Below are 16,008 nucleotides of genomic sequence, written 5' to 3' on the forward strand. Positions count from 1 at the left end.
ATCGCGAGCAGGCTCGCTCCCACACTCGATCTGTGCCCCGCCGCCGATCAAAGGTGGGAGCGAGCCTGCTCGCGATGGCGGCCTGACAGTCAATATCTCACTGTCAGTTGTCCCCTCAACCCACCGTCACCAATCCCTTGGCCGGCGTCCCACTGAACTGAATAAGCGCCACACCGGCTATCAAAAAAACCGCCCCCAACACCCGCGGCAAGGTCATCTGCCGTTCCACCAACCCAAACAACCCAAAGTGATCCAGTACCAACGACGCCACCACCTGTCCCGCCAGCGCCAAAGCAATAAACCCCGAAGCCCCGAGCTTGGGCAGCAGCATCAGCGCCAACGAAATGAAACACACCCCAAACGCCCCTCCGGCCCACATCCACAGCGGCGCCTTGCTGATAAACCCCATCGACGGCAACGGTAAACGCAGCGCCACAATAATCGGCAACAACACCACAATACTCACCAGCAATGACGCGAGCGTCGCCCACAACGGATGGCCCAAACCGCGCGTGAGGTTGGCGTTGATCGCGCTCTGAAAGGGCACCACCGCCCCGGCAATCACGGCCAGCAGCAACAACCCGGCCCAATGCAACGTACTCATGGTCATTCTCCAACAGGTTTTGCTGGACTCTAGAGTATTCGTCGCGCAGATTTAAATTCCAAATTGCTATCCAGAACATGCATCAGATGAATGATCTACGGCGCATCGACCTTAACCTGTTGGTAATCCTCGACGCCTTGCTCAGCGAGCAGCACGTGACCCGCGCCGCCGAGCGCCTGCACTTGAGTCAGCCGGCGGTCAGCCATGCCCTGGCGCGATTGCGTGACCTTCTCGGCGATCCATTGCTGGTGCGCGCGGGTGCAGGTCTCGTTGCCACGCCGCGAGCATTGGAGCTCGTGGCCCCGCTGGCCGAAGCGCTGGCCCAGGTGCAATCGCTGTTGGCGCCGAACACCTTCGATCCGGCCACCGCCAAGCGCACCTTTCGCCTGGCCATGTCGGACTACGGCGCCGCGATTGTCTTGCCAGGGCTGATTCGAACCTTGCGCCGGGAAGCGCCCGGTATCGACCTGCAAATCAGCCACGCCAGCCGCGAAGGCATGCTTGATGGCGTGCTCAACGGCGACATCGACGTCGCGGCGGGCGTCTTTCCAGAGTTGCCGAACGAGTTACGCAGCACCCCGCTATTCGAAGAGCACTACGCCTGCCTCGTCGACCGCAACAGCCTGCCCGCTGACGGAGTCCTCGACCTGCCAACCTACCTCGCCCGCCCGCATGTCCTGCTGGAAATGCGCGGCAGCGGCACCCCGGAAATCGAACGGGCCCTGACGGCATTGCGCGAACGCCGTCGCGTGGCAATCAGCCTGCCGCACTGGAGCGTGGCGCCGGAATTCATCAGCGGCACGGATTTGATTCTGACTGTGGCGTCGCGTGGACTGCGCGACGTTGATGAGCGGTCGTTGGTGGTGGTGCCGCCACCGTTTCATATTCCGTCGTTTACGTTTGTGCTTGTGTGGCACAAGCGGCGGGGCGGGGATCAGGCGTTGAATTGGTTGAATGGGCGGATTGAGGACGGGATAGCGCGCAGTTGATGATTGTGGCGCGGGGGCTGGGATAGACTGGCGCCCATTCACCAAACAGTTCAAAAGGATTTCCCGATGACTCCATCGCTGCTAATGGCTGTTCTCGCCTCGGGCTTCATCTACGGCATCACGCCGGGGCCGGGTGTGTTGGCGGTGTTCGGCATTGGTGCTGCGCGCGGTCGGCGGGCAGGGGCGGGGTTCTTGTGCGGGCATCTGCTCGGGGATGTGGTCTGGTGCAGCACCGCGTTGATCGCGATTGTCGGCGCGCGGGAAATCGGCAGCACGGCGTTCGATGTCTTGGGCGTGCTCAGTGGCCTCTATTTGTTCTGGCTCGGTTTGCGCGCCGTGCGGGCGAAACACAGCAGTGCCGAGGCGCCTCAAGGCCCGGCTCGCCAGCCGTTCTGGCACGGCATTCTGTTCGGCCTGACCAATCCCAAGGCTTATCCGGTGGCGGTGGCCACGTTCACGGCGTTATTGTCGAGTCGCGCGGAACTGCTGCACTGGTCGATGTTGCCTTGGTTGATAGTCCTGAGCTTCGTCGGTGGCCTGATCGCCTACGCTATTCTCATCGGCATCGTCGGTGCGCGGCAGGTTCGTACCTTGTATCAGCGTCATGAACTGGCGATCACCCGGTTGTGCGGGGTAATGTTTATCGGTTTTGCCATTAACGCCCTGGCGCACGCTTTGCCGGGGTTGGTCGCGAACAAGGCTTGAATCTAGAGCAGGGCTCCATGGCAAACAGAAACTCCGCGCCGCTGGCGAGCTACATCGATCTGTTGCTGGACGCCGTTTGCGCGGTCGACAAGCAAGGTCGCTTCGTATTTGTCAGTGCGGCTTTCGAGCGCATTTTCGGTTACACCCCCGACGAAATGATCGGCCAGTCGATGATTGATCTGGTGCATCCTGCCGATCGCCAGCGCACCCTCGACGCCGCTCGGGAAATCATGGGCGGCGAGCCCAAACTCAACTTCGAAAACCGCTACCTGCGCAAGGACGGCCAAGTGGTGCATATCCTCTGGTCGGCACGCTGGTCGGAAGTCGATCAGTTGCGCATCGCCGTGGCCCGGGACATCACCGAACGCAAGCAGGCCGAATCCCGGCAAGCGGCGTTGTATGCGATCTCCGAGGCGGCCCACACAGCGGAAGATTTACTGACGCTGTTCAAACGCGTTCACTTGATCATCGGCGAATGGCTGCCCGCACTGAATTTCTCCGTGGCGCTTTATGACGAACACTGCGCGCAGCTGAATTTCCCTTATCACGTCGACGACGATGAACTGCAACCCGAGCAGCCTGACACCATGACCGGGCGCCTGTGTGCGGAAGTGATCCGCAGCGGTCAGCCGATTTTACTGTCCCCGGAACAGGACCATTCGCATGCAGGCTTCGAGATGTCGGTCGAAGGCCCGAATTCGCCGTGCTGGCTGGGCGTGCCACTGAACTCGAAAAACGGCACCATCGGCGCGCTCATCGTCAAAAGCGTGCCGGGGGGCGAGCGCTACACGGAGCAGGACAAGGAACTGTTGCAATACGTCTGCGCTCAGGTCGCGACCGCCATCGAGCGCAAGCAATTGCTTGCCAGACTGCAACAAATGGCGCAGTACGACCAGCTGACTCAACTGCCCAATCGCGGGCTGCTGCGTGATCGTCTCAAGGCTTCATTGGCGCTGGCTCGGGCAGATGGCGGGTGCATGGCGTTGCTGTACGTCGACCTTGATCGCTTCAAGGACGTCAACGACACCCACGGCCATACGGTGGGCGACATGCTGTTGCAAGCGGTGGCCAATCGACTGAAGGGTTGCGTACGCGAAACCGACACCGTGGCACGCATCGGCGGCGACGAGTTTGTGGTGCTGCTGCACAGCATCCACGCTTCGGAGGACGCTGACCGTGTGTCGGAAAAAATACTTCAGGTCCTGGCGCAGCCGCTGCGTCTGGACGGGCACAGCCTGAACATCCAGATCAGCATCGGCGTCGCTCATTTCCCCGAACACGGCACCGAAGAACAGCAGTTGCTCAGGCATGCCGACGAGGCCATGTACACCGCCAAACGCCAGCATCATCTGCGGCTCGAAGTCTGAAACTGCGCCGCCGTTCGTCGCTGCGTTTTCAGCTTTTCTAAACCTTTTGGGGCTCGTCGATTCTGATTTTATGCGGGCTGTTGCTCGCCTGGGTCATAACCAAGAGGTAGAGAATCATGCCTAACTCAAGAAACTCGAACTCGGGAAACTTCGCCAACGATCGAACTAAGGCGTCTGAAGCCGGTCGCAAAGGTGGGAAAACTACCACTACGACTGTTGATAAAGACTCTTCGAAACCCGAAATGGGCCGCAAAGGTGGTCAGAAATCCAAGTAGTGGTGTTGATTGAGAGGCGGGGGCGAAAGCTCCCGTTTGAATTTTTTTACAAGGAGGGCGCGACCATGAACAGGATGGCCACCCGAATACGTCACGCAGGTTTTGTCACGTTACTGAGCCTGTGTGCCAGCAGCGCTTTTGCCCAGTCCCCCGCAGAATTCATCAACGATGCTTCGGCCCAAAGCATGGCCGACATTGAAGCCAGTCGACTGGCACACCAGAAAACCGAATCCAAAGAGGTCAAGGACTACACCATCGTCGTCATCAATGACCGTACTACCGCCAACCAGCGTTTGGCGAAAATCGCCAAACAACTGGATTTGCCAGTAGCCCCGCGGGAAGAAGTGGTCGAGAAGGCCAAAGCCTTGATGCCGCAAGTGATGGACGGTGCAACCTTTGATCAGGCCTACGCCGCGAGTCAGGAGAAAACCACCCAGGCAGCCATTGAACAACTCCAACAGGAAGCGCAGACCACCGACTTGCCGGAAATCAAAGCCTTCGCTGAAGAAACCCTGCCCAAACTGCAAAACCATCTGCAAATGGCCAGGGCGTTGCAGGCCGGTCGTTAGTGACATTTAAAGAAAACGGCGCGTGACTCACATCACGCGCCGTTTTATTTTGCTCAGCACTCATTCAAATTCTGTTTGCGCTGGCTCGACGTCGCCAGCCCCGCCAGGTCATGCACCTCTTTTTCGCCCATGGCGCGATAGTGTTTGCGCAGCGCTTCCAGTTGCTTGAGGTCCAGTACCTCCAGCCCCAGCATCGCGTTCTTTGCCTCCTTGTTCACCCGCAGCAACTCATCGATTTTCAAATGCAGGATGTCGGTATCGCGGTTCTGCGTGTTCTGGATCAGGAACACCATCAGGAACGTGATGATCGTGGTGGACGTGTTGATCACCAGTTGCCAAGTGTCGTTGAAACCAAAAATCGGCCCACTCAAGCCCCACAGAGCAATAAGAATCAGCGCCCCCATAAACGTCTTGGGGCTTCCGGCCCACAGGGCGAGTTTCTGCGAGATTTTTGCGAATTTCATTGCCGTGTTCCTTATAGGGGTGCGCCTGAATTTCAGACAGCGACGGCGTGTTGAAAATTCTACTTACATTCCTGGATTTGGCGGTGAGGCGAGTTTTGTAGCAGCTGGCGAAGCCTGCGTCCGGCTGCGTAGCAGTCGTGAAATCATGCGGCTCGGTGTTTCAGGGAGACCGAGAACTCCGGGTTTACGACTGCTGCGCAGCCGGACGCAGGCTTCGCCAACAGCTACACAAAGGACCTGGTCATTGAGTCTTATTTCAACCGACCAACGATTGCGTTGGCCAAAGGTGGGATAGGGCAGACAGCCTCTGCCGAGGTATCGTATCGAACCGGTTGTCCGCCTCTGCCCACAACAACGCACCGACAGGAGAACGCAATGAGTTGGTCCGCCAAACAATACGTCGCTTTTGAAGATGAACGCACCCGCCCGGCACGAGATCTGCTCGCCGCCATCCCGCCCGTGGACGCGCGCTCGGCCATCGACATCGGGTGCGGTCCCGGCAATTCGACCGAGTTGCTGGTCGAGCGCTTCACCGGCGCCACGGTGCGTGGTGTCGACAGTTCGACCGACATGATAGAAGCCGCTCGCAAGCGCTTGCCAAACGTGCAGTTCGACACCGTTGATATCGGCACCTGGAACGATAGCGGCCCGTTCGATGTGATATTCGCCAACGCAGTGTTGCAGTGGTTGCCCGATCACGGGACGTTACTGCCTTCGCTGGCCTCCAGACTGACCCAGGGCGGCAGCCTGGCCATTCAGATGCCCGACAACCTCAACGAGCCGTCCCATCGCCTGATGCGCGAAGTGGCCGCCGAAGGCCCATGGGCCAGCAAACTGGCGGACGCGGCCGGGCAACGCACAGAGATGGCGAGTGCCAGCGATTACTACTCGATGCTGCAACCGCACTGTGCGCGAGTCGATGTGTGGCGCACCACTTACCATCATCCGCTGGCGGACGGTGCGTCGGGCGTGGTCGAGTGGTTCAAGGGCAGCGGTTTGCGGCCGTTTCTTGAGCCGCTGGATGATGCGGAAAAGGCGCAATACCTCAAGCAATACCATGCTGCGATAGAGCAGGCTTATCCGGCGTTGAGCGATGGTTCGGTGCTGTTGCCGTTTCCGCGGTTGTTTATTGTCGCGACTCGGTAAGAACACACTGAACCTGTGGCGAGGGAGCAAGCTCCCTCGCCACAGTGATACGTCACAATAGTCGGCCATGAAACGCAAAGGACGCCCCGAAAGGCGCCCGCTATCACGTCAGGATGGTTCCGCATCCATGCGTCGAGCGATGACATCCAGCACATCGCAACCATCGCGCAAAGGCACACAGCACAGCAATGCAAAATCGCTGAGGATGACCGAGTCAGTCGTGATATCACCTCGCATCGCGAGGTTTTCGAGGATCTGCGTCACGGCTCGAATTCTGTAACTGGCCGTGCTGAGCAGTGAGTGCAGCGGTTGGGTGGTATTGACGAATAACGAGGGGAGATCGTCGGCGTTGCTGGTTAAAGCCATATATTCTTTCATGCGTGATTACCGTTAGTAGGTGAAAGACCTACCACTCAATCGTCGCCAAACAATAGGGCGGTAGCTGTACGCAGGTTGGCGAACCGGACAACGGTAAAACCGGCAGACCCGAAGGTCTCCCACGCACAGCCACCAAAAAAAGCGCAGCAAAGTGCAGTCAGAAAATGCTCCGAAAAAACTCGGAGATTTCTGAATCGTTGTCATCGAGTCGCCAAACCCGATACGCCATTTGGGCGCGCTCGGACTATAGGCCTCGTGACAAAGGCACAGCAATGCGCAAGTGTACGGACAATTCCCAGTGTCGTGTAGGACGTTGCCTTTTCGAAAATTGGCCACTTTCGTGCCACCAGTGAATAGTTGATCGACACCTGATTTGGCAGGCGTTGACTGGCAGTTCACACAAATCCTGCCCACAAAAAACCGGTCACTAAGGACCGGTTTTTCGTCTTGGCCACTTGTCAGGCAACACCAGCGAGCAAACTCTCGTAAGGAATTCGTAATCCATCGTGCAGACGCTTGATCATCGACAGGCTCAGTTTGCGCTTACGATTCAGCACTTCGGATACGCGCCCGCTCGTACCGATGAACGGTTCCAGATCACGAGGGGTCAGGCCTTGCTGATCCATGCGGAATTTGATGGCCTCAATCGGATCGGAGGGCGGCATTGGATAATGCTCGTCTTCATATTTCTCGATGAGCAGTGCCAGAATTTCAAGCTCATCGCCATCAGGTGAACCGATTTCGGCACCCCACAGTTGCTCCACACGAGCAAATGCATCAGTCAGGTCTTCCTGGCTGCGAATAGGTTTAATGTTCATTACACGGTCTCCGCGTTGATCTGATCATATTGGGCGTGGGTGCCAACGAATCTGATGAAGCCGAGCTGTCGTTGATAGTCGACTGCCAGAATCACGCGATATTTGTTGCCGCCGATGTTGAATACAACCCTGCCGCCCTTGAGGATGCTGGCCGTTCTCAGCTCCGCCTTGACCTCTTGAGGCGTGCGATAAATAGCTTTTTCCATATGTCGATACCATTCAACAAGCGGCGTTTCTGCGTCAGTGTAGGCTGGACTGCTTTCCCAAAATTCCAGCAATGTCCCTTTTGCAATCACTCGCACCGCAAGTCCTCCCATTTTGGGAGATGGTAGTCTTCGCATTGACGAGATGCAACCTTACCAGTGCAATGCCATAACGGCCGCGAGAGCCCTGGAACCCTATTGCATTGACGAAATCCTTTATTGGCGCAAGAAAAACGCTAGCAGGGCCACTTTCGTGCCACCAGTGAATGGTTGATCTACACCTGATTTTGCAGGCACTGACTGGCCATTCAGCCCGAAGAAACTGTTCACTAAATCCCGCCCACAAAAAACCGGCCACTCAGGACCGGTTTTTTTCTATCTCTACATCCCCCGTCAAAACCACCTTAACGTGAGATCAAAATTCGATTGGAGCGGGTGAAGGGAATCGAACCCTCGTTATCAGCTTGGGAAGCTGGAGTAATGCCATTATACGACACCCGCTCAGAGCGGCTGACTTTGTACCAGATGTGCGCGTGGAAATGAAGTTTTTCTTTGCGCGGGATGACTTTAGCGCAGGTGAAACAGGCCGAAGACCGCGAGGCGGTCTTTCGCGGGCAAGCCACGTGCCTACAGGAATGCGTTCAACACTGTAGGGCGGGGCTTGCTCGCGAGGACGCTGTTTCAGATTGCCAGTGCATGGTTGTCCTTGACGTAGTGGTAACGCGTTCGGCTTTCATGCAGCGATGGTTTCAGGAAACCCAGCAGTGCATTGCGGCTGTCTCGGCAGGCGGCTTTGTGTTCCATGTCGAGAAAGTGGCCGGTCGCTTCCAGTGTCGTGAAGGTGGCGTTTTGAACGTGGTTGGCGAACAGTCGCGCGCCATCGGCGGCGGTGTATTCGTCCCATTCGCCGTTCATGAACAGCACCGGCACGTTGATTTTTTCCGAGGCTTTGAGGAAGCATTGGCGATCGCTGTGCAGCAGGTCGCTGATGTGGAAGTGCATCTGCCCGTATTCATGATCGGCCAGGCTGCTGACGTGCCGGTAGTTGAAGCGCTTGAACAGGCTAGGCAAGTGTTTGCCGATGGTGCTGTTCACCAGGTTGCCGACCCGGTCGCCGTCCCGGCTGCCGAGGTAATCGACGCCGCGCTCGAGGTAATCGAGCATGTGCGCATTGATCTCCGGGGAGAACGAGCTGATCACGGCTTTTTCGATCCGTCGTGGCCGATGGGCGAGGGCGGCCAGGGTCGCGGCGCCGCCCCAGGAAAACGACAGTACGTGTTCGGCGCCGAAGTGGTCGATCAGTTCCAGAAGGATCTGCCCTTCGACTTCCTTGGTCAGCAATTTCTCATGCAGGTTGTGGGCTTTGGACCTGCCCGCGTAGGGCTGGTCGTAGCAGACCACGTTGAACTGCGGATGGAGGTTTTTCACGGTTTGTGCAAACGACGCAGTCGTGGCCATCGAGCCGTTGACCAAGATAATGGTCTTCTCTGCGGCGTCTGCGCGATAGAACTCCGTGTAGACCCGATACTGACCCTGTATATCCAGCACAGCGATTTCTGGCCTCATGTCATATGACTCCTGGCAAGCGGGTATGCGCGCAAATGAGATTGCACGAGCTTTGTGACAGGTAGGCATACGCCTGGAATTTGAATGGCCCATGTCGATCCGGTACAGCAGGTCGACGGGTATTATTATTGGCGGGCAGTCTGTCGGTCTGAGGCGGAACCTGAGGGTTCTCTAACCGGCAAAAAGTTTCTTAGAAGTATGTGGTGACTCGTCAGTCACATTTCGGCTGACGACCTGATTCAAGCAGGGGCGACGCCTTCGCGCAAGAGCCATTCGTAAATTGTTCGACAACTTCTGCTGAGCGGTCGCCTGCTTAGATCAAATGAATCTCTTCGGTGCGCAAGGCGCGGTACTCGCCCGGTTTTAGCGCGTTATCGAGCTCCAGCGGGCCCATGCGCTCGCGGTGCAGGCGCAGGACCTTGTTGTCGAAGTGGCCGAACATGCGCTTCACCTGGTGATACCGGCCTTCGACGATACTCAGACGCGCCGACTTCGGTCCCAGAAGCTCTAGCTCGGCAGGCTGAGTGGTGAGGTCTTCGAAGGCGAAATACAGCCCTTCGGTGAATTTCAGCGCGTATTCCGGCCCGATATCTTGCTCGGTCTCGACGTAGTAGACCTTGGGCAGTTTGGTTTGTGGTTGGGTCAGGCGTCGCGACCAGCTGCCGTCATTGGTGATCAGCATCAGGCCGGTGGTGTTGAAGTCGAGGCGACCGGCGATGTGCAACTCGTCCTTGTCCGGCTCATCGATCAGGTCGAGGACCGTCGGGTGCTCCGGGTCGCGGGTGGCGCTGACGCAGCCGGGTGGCTTGTGCAGCATGAAGTAGCGTGCGGGCTTGCCGACTTGCAGGACCTCGTCGTTGACTTCGACGCGGTTGAATTCAAGCACTTCGGCGTGCGGGTCGCTGACGATTTTTCCGTCGATCCGCACGCGCTTTTCCACCAGCAACAGGCGTACCTGCTTACGGTTGAAGCGCGGCAGGTTGCTGAGGAAACGGTCAACGCGCATGGCAAGAGATCGGTGGGAAAAGGGCCGCGTATCTTACGTGAACGGCCGGGCGCTTGCTTACAGCAACGCTTCGACCTGTGCACAGCGTGGGCACAGGCAGGATTTGTCGCGCAGTTCAGGGGGCAGCGCTTCGAGCACGGCCGGGTCGATGCTGACGCCGTAGCACCAACACGCGCGATCAGCGGTTTGCGGTACAGCCAGGGTGCAGTCGTTGGACGCGCCGCAGGCCGGGCACAGTTCAGGCCGGTTCATAAAGGGTTACTCATAGCGCGAGTGAGACAGGTTGCTTGGCAGTGAGCCGATGGCAAGCATTCTAATGGAAAGCCGGGGAATAACTCTTTCATTTGTGCTGGGCACGGACCTTGTGGGAGCGAGCCTGCTCGCGATGGCGGTGTATCAGTCGACATCAATTGTGAAGTGCTGACGCTATCGCGAGCAGGCTCACTCCCACAGGGGGGGTGTTCAGGTCAGGGAGTGCAGATATGCACGCCATCCGCCGAGATGACTGATATCTACCGCTCCCTCCAACCCATACGCCTCACAGATAAACCCGCTCTCCCAACGTCCGTCCGCCAGTTGCACCTTACCCAACCCCAACGGCGCCGGAATCCCGGTCAAGAACGAGCCCAATTCACTGCTCGGCAGTTCCCAAACCTCCACCGCAATCGCCACACCGCCATCCTTCACCCGAACCATCCCCGGACGAAACGGCGGGCCACCGGCCAACGCATACAGCTGATAATCCGGCGAACTGAACGTCGTCTCGACCAACCGAGCCCCGCGCCGCTTCAACTGCCAGTTCAGCGCCAACCCATCCAGATGCGCGCCACACACCACCAACCGCGCCCGGTCGTTGCGCGCAACCGCCGTTGGTGCCGGCGTGGTCAGGCCTTGCTGGCGCTGGAAGGCATCCGCCACGCTCAACAAATACTGATCGGTAAACGCCCGACCAAACAGCGTCACGCCCCACGGCAGGCCATTGCCCATGAAAGCGCTGGGCACCGCGACGGCGGCGTAATCGAGCAGGTTCATGAAGTTGGTGTAGTAACCCAGTTCCGAATTGCGCAGCACCGGTTCGGCGTCCAGCTGCGCCAGTGTCACCGGGCGGCCGATGGTCGGCGTGACCACGCAATCGAGCCCTTCCAGTGCCTTGTCGCACAGCGCCTTCAAGGCCTGCAGCCGGTACTGCGCGCGGAAAGTTTGCACGCCCGTCACCGCCGGCGCCTTGGCCAGCACTGCACGAATCACCGGCAGCACCGCTTGCGGATTTTGCTCCATCAATTCCCCGGCCACGCTGTAGCGCTCGGCCACCCATGGCCCTTCGTAGAGTAAGCGTGCCGCCTCGAGAAACGGCGACATATCCAGTTCGACGGCTTCACCCCCCAACACCTTGAGTTGGTCGATGGCATCCCCGAACAACAGCGGGCCTTCGGGGCAACCGAAAAATTCCAGGTCCTGCGCGCGCGGCACACCGAAGCGCAAAGGGCGCGGTGAGCCGAACGCCGAGCCGTCATTCCACTGCGGGTTGCTGCGGCTGTATTCATCGCGCGGGTCGAGGTGTGCGGTGAGCGCGAGCAATTGACTGGCCTCGCGAGCCGTCGCGGTAAAGGTCGTCACGCAATCAAGCGTGCGACAGGCCGGCACCACACCCGCCGTGGAGATCAATCCTTTGGTGGCTTTCAGTCCCACCAGATTGTTCAAACCCGCTGGCACACGTCCCGATCCCGCCGTGTCCGTGCCCAACGAAAAACTCGCCACCCCCAACGCGACCGCCAACGAAGACCCGGCGCTGGAACCGCCCGACGGATACTCCGGCAACACGCTGTTCGGGCACGCGCCATACGGCGAGCGACTGCCATTGAGGCCAGTGGCGAACTGGTCAAGGTTGGTCTTGCCCAGAGGGATCGCGCCTAGCGCCAGCAGCTGCTCGACGATGGTCGCTGATTGCTCCGGCACATAGGCAAAGTCGGGACACGCCGCCGTCGTGGGAATGCCCGCCAGGTCGATGTTGTCCTTGATCGCGAACGGCACGCCGTACAGTGGCAGGCTGTCGATGTCGCGACCGTCGAGGGCGGCGAGATACGGTTCCAGTTCTTCGACACTGAGCAAGTGGATGAACAGGTGATAGTCCGGGTTCAGCGCGGCGGCTTTGTCGCGCAGGCTCGACAGCAGTTTTCGAGGTGTGGTGCTGCCGTCGCGATAAGCGCTGCGCAGGGCGTCGAGTTGCAGATTGATGTTCATGGGATTAATCCTTTTCGAAATGGGTTCAGTCGACTTCCAGCACCACGACGCGCTGTCCGGCGCGCACTGCGGAACCGGGCTGCACACGAATCTCACGCACCACGCCGGCCATCGGCGCCAGCAGCGGAATTTCCATCTTCATCGACTCCAGAATCACCAGCACATCACCGGCGGCTACGCGACTGCCGGTTTCCACCTGAACCTGCCAGAGGTTGCCGGCGATGTGGCTGTCGACGCTCATTTCACCGCTGACGAGCGCTGCATCTTCGGTCGCTTCCGGGACCCGTTCTTCGCTGTCGAAATGCGCCTGACCGCTGGCGATCCAGCGTTCGCGCTCGGCGTTGAACGCGCCTTGTTGTTGATCGCGAAACGCAGCGATGGTCTCGGCTTCTTGCGTCAGGAATGCCTGGTAATCCGCGAGGTTCAATTGGCTGTGTTCGATGTTCAGCTCAAAGCGCCCGAGCGGGAAGTCCTTGCGGATGCGCAGCAGTTCATCGGCGCTCACCGGGTAGAAACGGATCTGGTCAAAGAAGCGCAACAGCCACGGTTTGCCGTCGAACGCGGCGACTTCGCGGTAGCGATTCCACATCTGCAAGGTGCGCCCGACAAACTGATAACCGCCGGGGCCTTCCATGCCGTAGACGCACATGTAGGCACCGCCGATGCCCACCGAGTTTTCGGCGGTCCAGGTGCGGGCCGGGTTGTACTTAGTGGTCACCAGACGATGACGCGGGTCGAGCGGGGTGGCGACCGGTGCGCCGAGGTAAACGTCGCCCAGACCCATCACCAGGTAACTGGCGTCGAACACCGTGCGCTGCACTTCGTCGAGGTTGGGCAGGTCGTTGATGCGGCGGATGAACTCCAGATTGCTCGGGCACCACGGCGCGTCTTTGCGCACGGTGGTCATGTATTTCTCGATGGCCAACTGGCAGGCCGGGTCATCCCAAGACAGCGGCAAATGCACGATGCGCGAGGGCACTTGCAGGTCTTTGGCGGCGCACACCGCGTCCCATTCACCGGCGACGATGCCGAGCAGGTCGGACAGCGGCAGTTGCTCGGGTTGGTAGTGCACTTGCAGCGAGCGGATGCCGGGGGTGAGGTCGATCACGCCGTGCAGGTGTTTGCTTTCCAGTGCCTGCATGAGGGCGTGGGCGCGGAAGCGCAGGACCAGGTCGAGTTCCGGGGCGCCGATTTCCAGCAGCAGATGTGTATCGCCAGACAATCTCGCGACCAGCCGCGTATCTCCCTGACCGATATCCAATACAACAGGCGACACAACCTGTAGGAGCTGGCTTGCCAGCGAAGGGGGCTGTCCAGACACCGCATCAACTTCTTCGCTGGCAAGCCAGCTCCTACATGGGGAGTTCCATTTCAAGGCGAGGTTGCGGGCGGTCTGGAAATCGACGGGGAGGAACTGGATTTTGTCCCCAGCCTTGAGTTGCCCGAGCTGCCAAAGGTCCGCTTCGATCACCGTCACCGGGCACACAAAGCCACCGAGGCTCGGGCCATCCGGGCCGAGGATCACCGGCATGTCCCCGGTAAAATCCACCGCCCCGATGGCATACGGATTGTCATGAATGTTCGACGGATGCAGTCCCGCTTCGCCCCCGTCGGCACGCACCCATTCGGGTTTCGGCCCGATCAGCCGCACGCCGGTTCGACTGGAATTGAAATGCACTTCCCACTGGGTCGCGAAGAAGGTGCCGATGTATTTTTCAGTGAAATATTCCGGTGCGCCATGGGGGCCGTAGATCACGCGGATTAGCCGCACGCCGGGCAACTCAGTGATTTCAGGTAGTTGCCCACCGACGCTACGATCGCTCAGCGCCGGCACATGCAACACATCACCCGCCCGCAAGGCCCGACCACCATGCCCGCCAAACTGGCCGAGGGTGAAGGTGCTTTTGCTCCCCAGATAATCCGGAACCTGCAAGCCGCCGCGCACGCACAAATAGCTGCGGGCGCCCACACCAGCCATCGTGCCGAGGCTCAACGTAGCACCGGCCGGAATCAACAGCGCCGTATTCATCGCGACGGTTTCACCGTTCAGCGTCAGCGGGATCACCGCCCCGGTCACCGCCACCACAACATCGCAATTGAAGCGCAGCAACGGCCCGCTCATGGTGATTTCCAGCGCGGCGGCACCTTCTTCATTGCCCAGCAAAAGGTTGCCCAGACGCAGCGCGCGGCTGTCCATTGGCCCCGACGGCGGCACGCCCACCGCCCAATAACCGAGACGCCCCGGATAGTCCTGAACGCTGGTTTGCGTCCCGGCGCTGAGCACTTCGAAGGTGTTGGCCTGATAGACCAGACCTTCCAGGCAACGCGTCCACGGCTGGCCACTGGCGAATGGCGCATCGAGCAGAATTTGCCGCAAGTAATCGCGGTTGGTTTCCACGCCATAGAGCTGACTGTCAGCCAATGCCTGATGCAAATCGGCGCGCGCTTCTTCGCGGCTCGGTGCCCAGCTGATGACCTTGGCGATCATCGGGTCGAAGTACGGCGGGATCTCGCAACCGACCTCGACCCAGGTGTCGATACGCAGTTGGATGCCGTTGGCGGCAGGGAAACTCACGGCGGTGAGCAAGCCGGGGCTCGGCTGGAAGTCGCGTCCCGGATCTTCGGCATACAGGCGTGCCTGAATCGCGTGCCCTTTGGCTCTCAACCCTTGGCTAAACTCACGCAGTGGCGGCAAATCACCGGCCGCGAGTTCCACCATCCAGCGCACCAGGTCGACGCCCCACACTTGTTCGGTCACGCCGTGTTCCACCTGCAAGCGGGTGTTCACTTCAAGAAAGTAGAAACGCTGATCTTCGCTGTCGAAGACAAATTCCACGGTGCCGGCACTGCGGTAATTCACCGCTTTCGCCAGTTTGATGGCGGCTGCGCAAAGGTCTTCGGCCATGCCCTCGGGCAGGTTCGGCGCCGGGGTTTCTTCGAGGACTTTCTGGTTGCGCCGTTGTACCGAGCAGTCGCGTACGCCGAGGGCAATCACCTCGCCACGGCCGTCGCCGAACACCTGAACCTCCAGATGGCGCGCGCGCGGGATGTACTTCTCGATGAACACGCCCGCATCGCTGAAATTGTTCTGGCCAAGGCGTTTGACTGCTTCAAAGGACTCGCTCAACTCCGCCGCGCTGCGGCACACACGCATGCCGATGCCACCACCACCGGCGGTGCTTTTGAGCATCACCGGGTAGCCGACCTGTTCGCCTGCGATTAGCGCTGCGTCGAGGCTGTCGAGCAGTTCGGTGCCTTCAAGCATCGGTACGCCATGTTGTTTGGCCAAGGCGCGGGCGGTGTGTTTCAGGCCGAATACGCGCAGCTGTTCGGGTGTGGGGCCGATGAAGGCGATGTCGGCGGCTTCGCAGGCTTCGGCGAACGCGGCGTTTTCCGAGAGAAAACCGTAGCCGGGATGAATCGCCGTGGCGCCAGTGGCTTTGGCGATGGCGAGAATCTTGTCGACCGCCAGATAGGTGCTGGCGGCCGGGCCTTGACCGAGGCTATGGGCTTCATCGGCTTGCAGGATGTGCAGGCTGGCAGCATCGGCTTCGGAGTACACGGCGACACCCTTGACCTGCAATTCACGCAGGGTGCGCAGGATGCGGCAGGCAATGGCGCCTCGGTTGGCAATCAGGATTTTTTCGAACATGGCATAACCCCCGGAGGCGATAGCG

16 protein-coding genes and 1 tRNA gene are annotated in these 16,008 nt (G+C 59.4%); 6 read left to right on the top strand and 11 right to left on the bottom strand.

Features of this window, described 5'->3' with window-relative positions; genetic code table 11:
• Window positions 1-115: 115 nt before the first annotated feature.
• Window positions 116-604 (bottom strand): DMT family transporter, encoded by a 489-nt coding sequence (locus tag KGB06_RS00950; protein WP_223511289.1) that lies wholly within the window; start codon window positions 602-604, stop codon window positions 116-118.
• A 77-nt stretch (window positions 605-681) separates the two neighbouring features.
• Here KGB06_RS00950 and KGB06_RS00955 point away from each other — a divergent pair, with 77 nt between their 5' ends.
• The 5 genes from KGB06_RS00955 to KGB06_RS00975 all read left to right on the top strand — a co-directional run bounded on the left by KGB06_RS00955 (window position 682) and on the right by KGB06_RS00975 (window position 4,509).
• Entirely contained in the window at window positions 682-1,593 is a 912-nt protein-coding gene (locus KGB06_RS00955) for a LysR substrate-binding domain-containing protein (RefSeq protein WP_223511290.1), read from the top strand.
• Window positions 1,594-1,659: 66 nt separating this feature from the next.
• A complete protein-coding gene (locus KGB06_RS00960) occupies window positions 1,660-2,298 on the top strand; it encodes a LysE family translocator (protein WP_223511292.1) in 639 nt (212 codons plus the stop codon).
• A gap of 17 nt (window positions 2,299-2,315) precedes the next feature.
• Window positions 2,316-3,665: a diguanylate cyclase domain-containing protein gene (locus KGB06_RS00965; protein WP_223511294.1), complete on the top strand. Its 1,350-nt coding sequence runs from the start codon at window positions 2,316-2,318 to the stop codon at window positions 3,663-3,665.
• Between the two features lie 116 nt (window positions 3,666-3,781).
• On the top strand, window positions 3,782-3,940 hold the full coding sequence (locus KGB06_RS00970; RefSeq protein WP_007947610.1) for a KGG domain-containing protein: 159 nt from the start codon (window positions 3,782-3,784) through the stop codon (window positions 3,938-3,940).
• Window positions 3,941-4,005: 65 nt separating this feature from the next.
• On the top strand, window positions 4,006-4,509 hold the full coding sequence (locus KGB06_RS00975; RefSeq protein ID WP_223511295.1) for a DUF4142 domain-containing protein: 504 nt from the start codon (window positions 4,006-4,008) through the stop codon (window positions 4,507-4,509).
• A gap of 53 nt (window positions 4,510-4,562) precedes the next feature.
• On the opposite strand, the gene KGB06_RS00980 is transcribed toward KGB06_RS00975, so the two are convergent.
• Window positions 4,563-4,973, bottom strand: a complete 411-nt coding sequence (locus tag KGB06_RS00980) for a low affinity iron permease family protein (protein ID WP_223511296.1) — start codon at window positions 4,971-4,973, stop codon at window positions 4,563-4,565.
• Between the two features lie 375 nt (window positions 4,974-5,348).
• On the opposite strand from KGB06_RS00980, the gene tam reads away from it, so the two are divergent.
• A complete protein-coding gene (tam, locus tag KGB06_RS00985; protein WP_223511297.1) occupies window positions 5,349-6,119 on the top strand; it encodes a trans-aconitate 2-methyltransferase in 771 nt (256 codons plus the stop codon).
• A gap of 108 nt (window positions 6,120-6,227) precedes the next feature.
• Here tam and KGB06_RS00990 read toward each other — a convergent pair whose 3' ends face one another.
• The 9 genes from KGB06_RS00990 to uca all read right to left on the bottom strand — a co-directional run bounded on the left by KGB06_RS00990 (window position 6,228) and on the right by uca (window position 15,983).
• Entirely contained in the window at window positions 6,228-6,497 is a 270-nt protein-coding gene (locus KGB06_RS00990; protein ID WP_223511298.1) for a short-chain dehydrogenase, read from the bottom strand.
• A gap of 458 nt (window positions 6,498-6,955) precedes the next feature.
• Window positions 6,956-7,315, bottom strand: coding sequence for a type II toxin-antitoxin system HigA family antitoxin (locus tag KGB06_RS00995; protein ID WP_223511299.1), 360 nt, complete (start codon window positions 7,313-7,315; stop codon window positions 6,956-6,958).
• Window positions 7,315-7,617, bottom strand: a complete 303-nt coding sequence (locus KGB06_RS01000) for a type II toxin-antitoxin system HigB family toxin (RefSeq protein ID WP_223511300.1) — start codon at window positions 7,615-7,617, stop codon at window positions 7,315-7,317. The genes KGB06_RS00995 and KGB06_RS01000 overlap by 1 nt, the downstream gene beginning before the upstream one ends.
• A 328-nt stretch (window positions 7,618-7,945) precedes the next feature.
• A tRNA-Gly gene (locus KGB06_RS01005) sits at window positions 7,946-8,019 on the bottom strand.
• A gap of 180 nt (window positions 8,020-8,199) precedes the next feature.
• On the bottom strand, window positions 8,200-9,084 hold the full coding sequence (locus KGB06_RS01010) for an alpha/beta fold hydrolase (RefSeq protein ID WP_223511301.1): 885 nt from the start codon (window positions 9,082-9,084) through the stop codon (window positions 8,200-8,202).
• A gap of 313 nt (window positions 9,085-9,397) precedes the next feature.
• Window positions 9,398-10,090, bottom strand: coding sequence for a pseudouridine synthase (locus KGB06_RS01015; RefSeq protein WP_223511302.1), 693 nt, complete (start codon window positions 10,088-10,090; stop codon window positions 9,398-9,400).
• A gap of 57 nt (window positions 10,091-10,147) precedes the next feature.
• The gene (locus KGB06_RS01020) at window positions 10,148-10,342 is read right to left on the bottom strand and encodes a cysteine-rich CWC family protein (protein ID WP_223511303.1); all 195 of its coding nucleotides are present in this window, start codon (window positions 10,340-10,342) and stop codon (window positions 10,148-10,150) included.
• Window positions 10,343-10,552: 210 nt separating this feature from the next.
• Window positions 10,553-12,331: an allophanate hydrolase gene (gene atzF, locus KGB06_RS01025; protein ID WP_223511304.1), complete on the bottom strand. Its 1,779-nt coding sequence runs from the start codon at window positions 12,329-12,331 to the stop codon at window positions 10,553-10,555.
• 25 nt (window positions 12,332-12,356) lie between these two features.
• Window positions 12,357-15,983 (bottom strand): urea carboxylase, encoded by a 3,627-nt coding sequence (uca, locus tag KGB06_RS01030; protein WP_223511305.1) that lies wholly within the window; start codon window positions 15,981-15,983, stop codon window positions 12,357-12,359.
• Window positions 15,984-16,008: the final 25 nt, after the last annotated feature.

The sequence above is a fragment of the Pseudomonas sp. GL-B-19 genome (assembly GCF_019956415.1).
GTDB lineage: Bacteria > Pseudomonadota > Gammaproteobacteria > Pseudomonadales > Pseudomonadaceae > Aquipseudomonas.

Excerpts from the sequence above, each read along its gene's own strand:
- KGB06_RS00950 (WP_223511289.1), bottom strand. The coding sequence starts at position 604 with ATGAGTACGTTGCATTGGGCCGGGTTGTTGCTGCTGGCCGTGATTGCC.
- KGB06_RS00955 (WP_223511290.1), top strand. The coding sequence starts at position 682 with ATGCATCAGATGAATGATCTACGGCGCATCGACCTTAACCTGTTGGTA.
- KGB06_RS00960 (WP_223511292.1), top strand. The coding sequence starts at position 1,660 with ATGACTCCATCGCTGCTAATGGCTGTTCTCGCCTCGGGCTTCATCTAC.
- KGB06_RS00965 (WP_223511294.1), top strand. The coding sequence starts at position 2,316 with ATGGCAAACAGAAACTCCGCGCCGCTGGCGAGCTACATCGATCTGTTG.
- KGB06_RS00970 (WP_007947610.1), top strand. The coding sequence starts at position 3,782 with ATGCCTAACTCAAGAAACTCGAACTCGGGAAACTTCGCCAACGATCGA.
- KGB06_RS00975 (WP_223511295.1), top strand. The coding sequence starts at position 4,006 with ATGAACAGGATGGCCACCCGAATACGTCACGCAGGTTTTGTCACGTTA.
- KGB06_RS00980 (WP_223511296.1), bottom strand. The coding sequence starts at position 4,973 with ATGAAATTCGCAAAAATCTCGCAGAAACTCGCCCTGTGGGCCGGAAGC.
- tam (WP_223511297.1), top strand. The coding sequence starts at position 5,349 with ATGAGTTGGTCCGCCAAACAATACGTCGCTTTTGAAGATGAACGCACC.
- KGB06_RS00990 (WP_223511298.1), bottom strand. The coding sequence starts at position 6,497 with ATGAAAGAATATATGGCTTTAACCAGCAACGCCGACGATCTCCCCTCG.
- KGB06_RS00995 (WP_223511299.1), bottom strand. The coding sequence starts at position 7,315 with ATGAACATTAAACCTATTCGCAGCCAGGAAGACCTGACTGATGCATTT.
- KGB06_RS01010 (WP_223511301.1), bottom strand. The coding sequence starts at position 9,084 with ATGAGGCCAGAAATCGCTGTGCTGGATATACAGGGTCAGTATCGGGTC.
- KGB06_RS01015 (WP_223511302.1), bottom strand. The coding sequence starts at position 10,090 with ATGCGCGTTGACCGTTTCCTCAGCAACCTGCCGCGCTTCAACCGTAAG.
- KGB06_RS01020 (WP_223511303.1), bottom strand. The coding sequence starts at position 10,342 with ATGAACCGGCCTGAACTGTGCCCGGCCTGCGGCGCGTCCAACGACTGC.
- atzF (WP_223511304.1), bottom strand. The coding sequence starts at position 12,331 with ATGAACATCAATCTGCAACTCGACGCCCTGCGCAGCGCTTATCGCGAC.
- uca (WP_223511305.1), bottom strand. The coding sequence starts at position 15,983 with ATGTTCGAAAAAATCCTGATTGCCAACCGAGGCGCCATTGCCTGCCGC.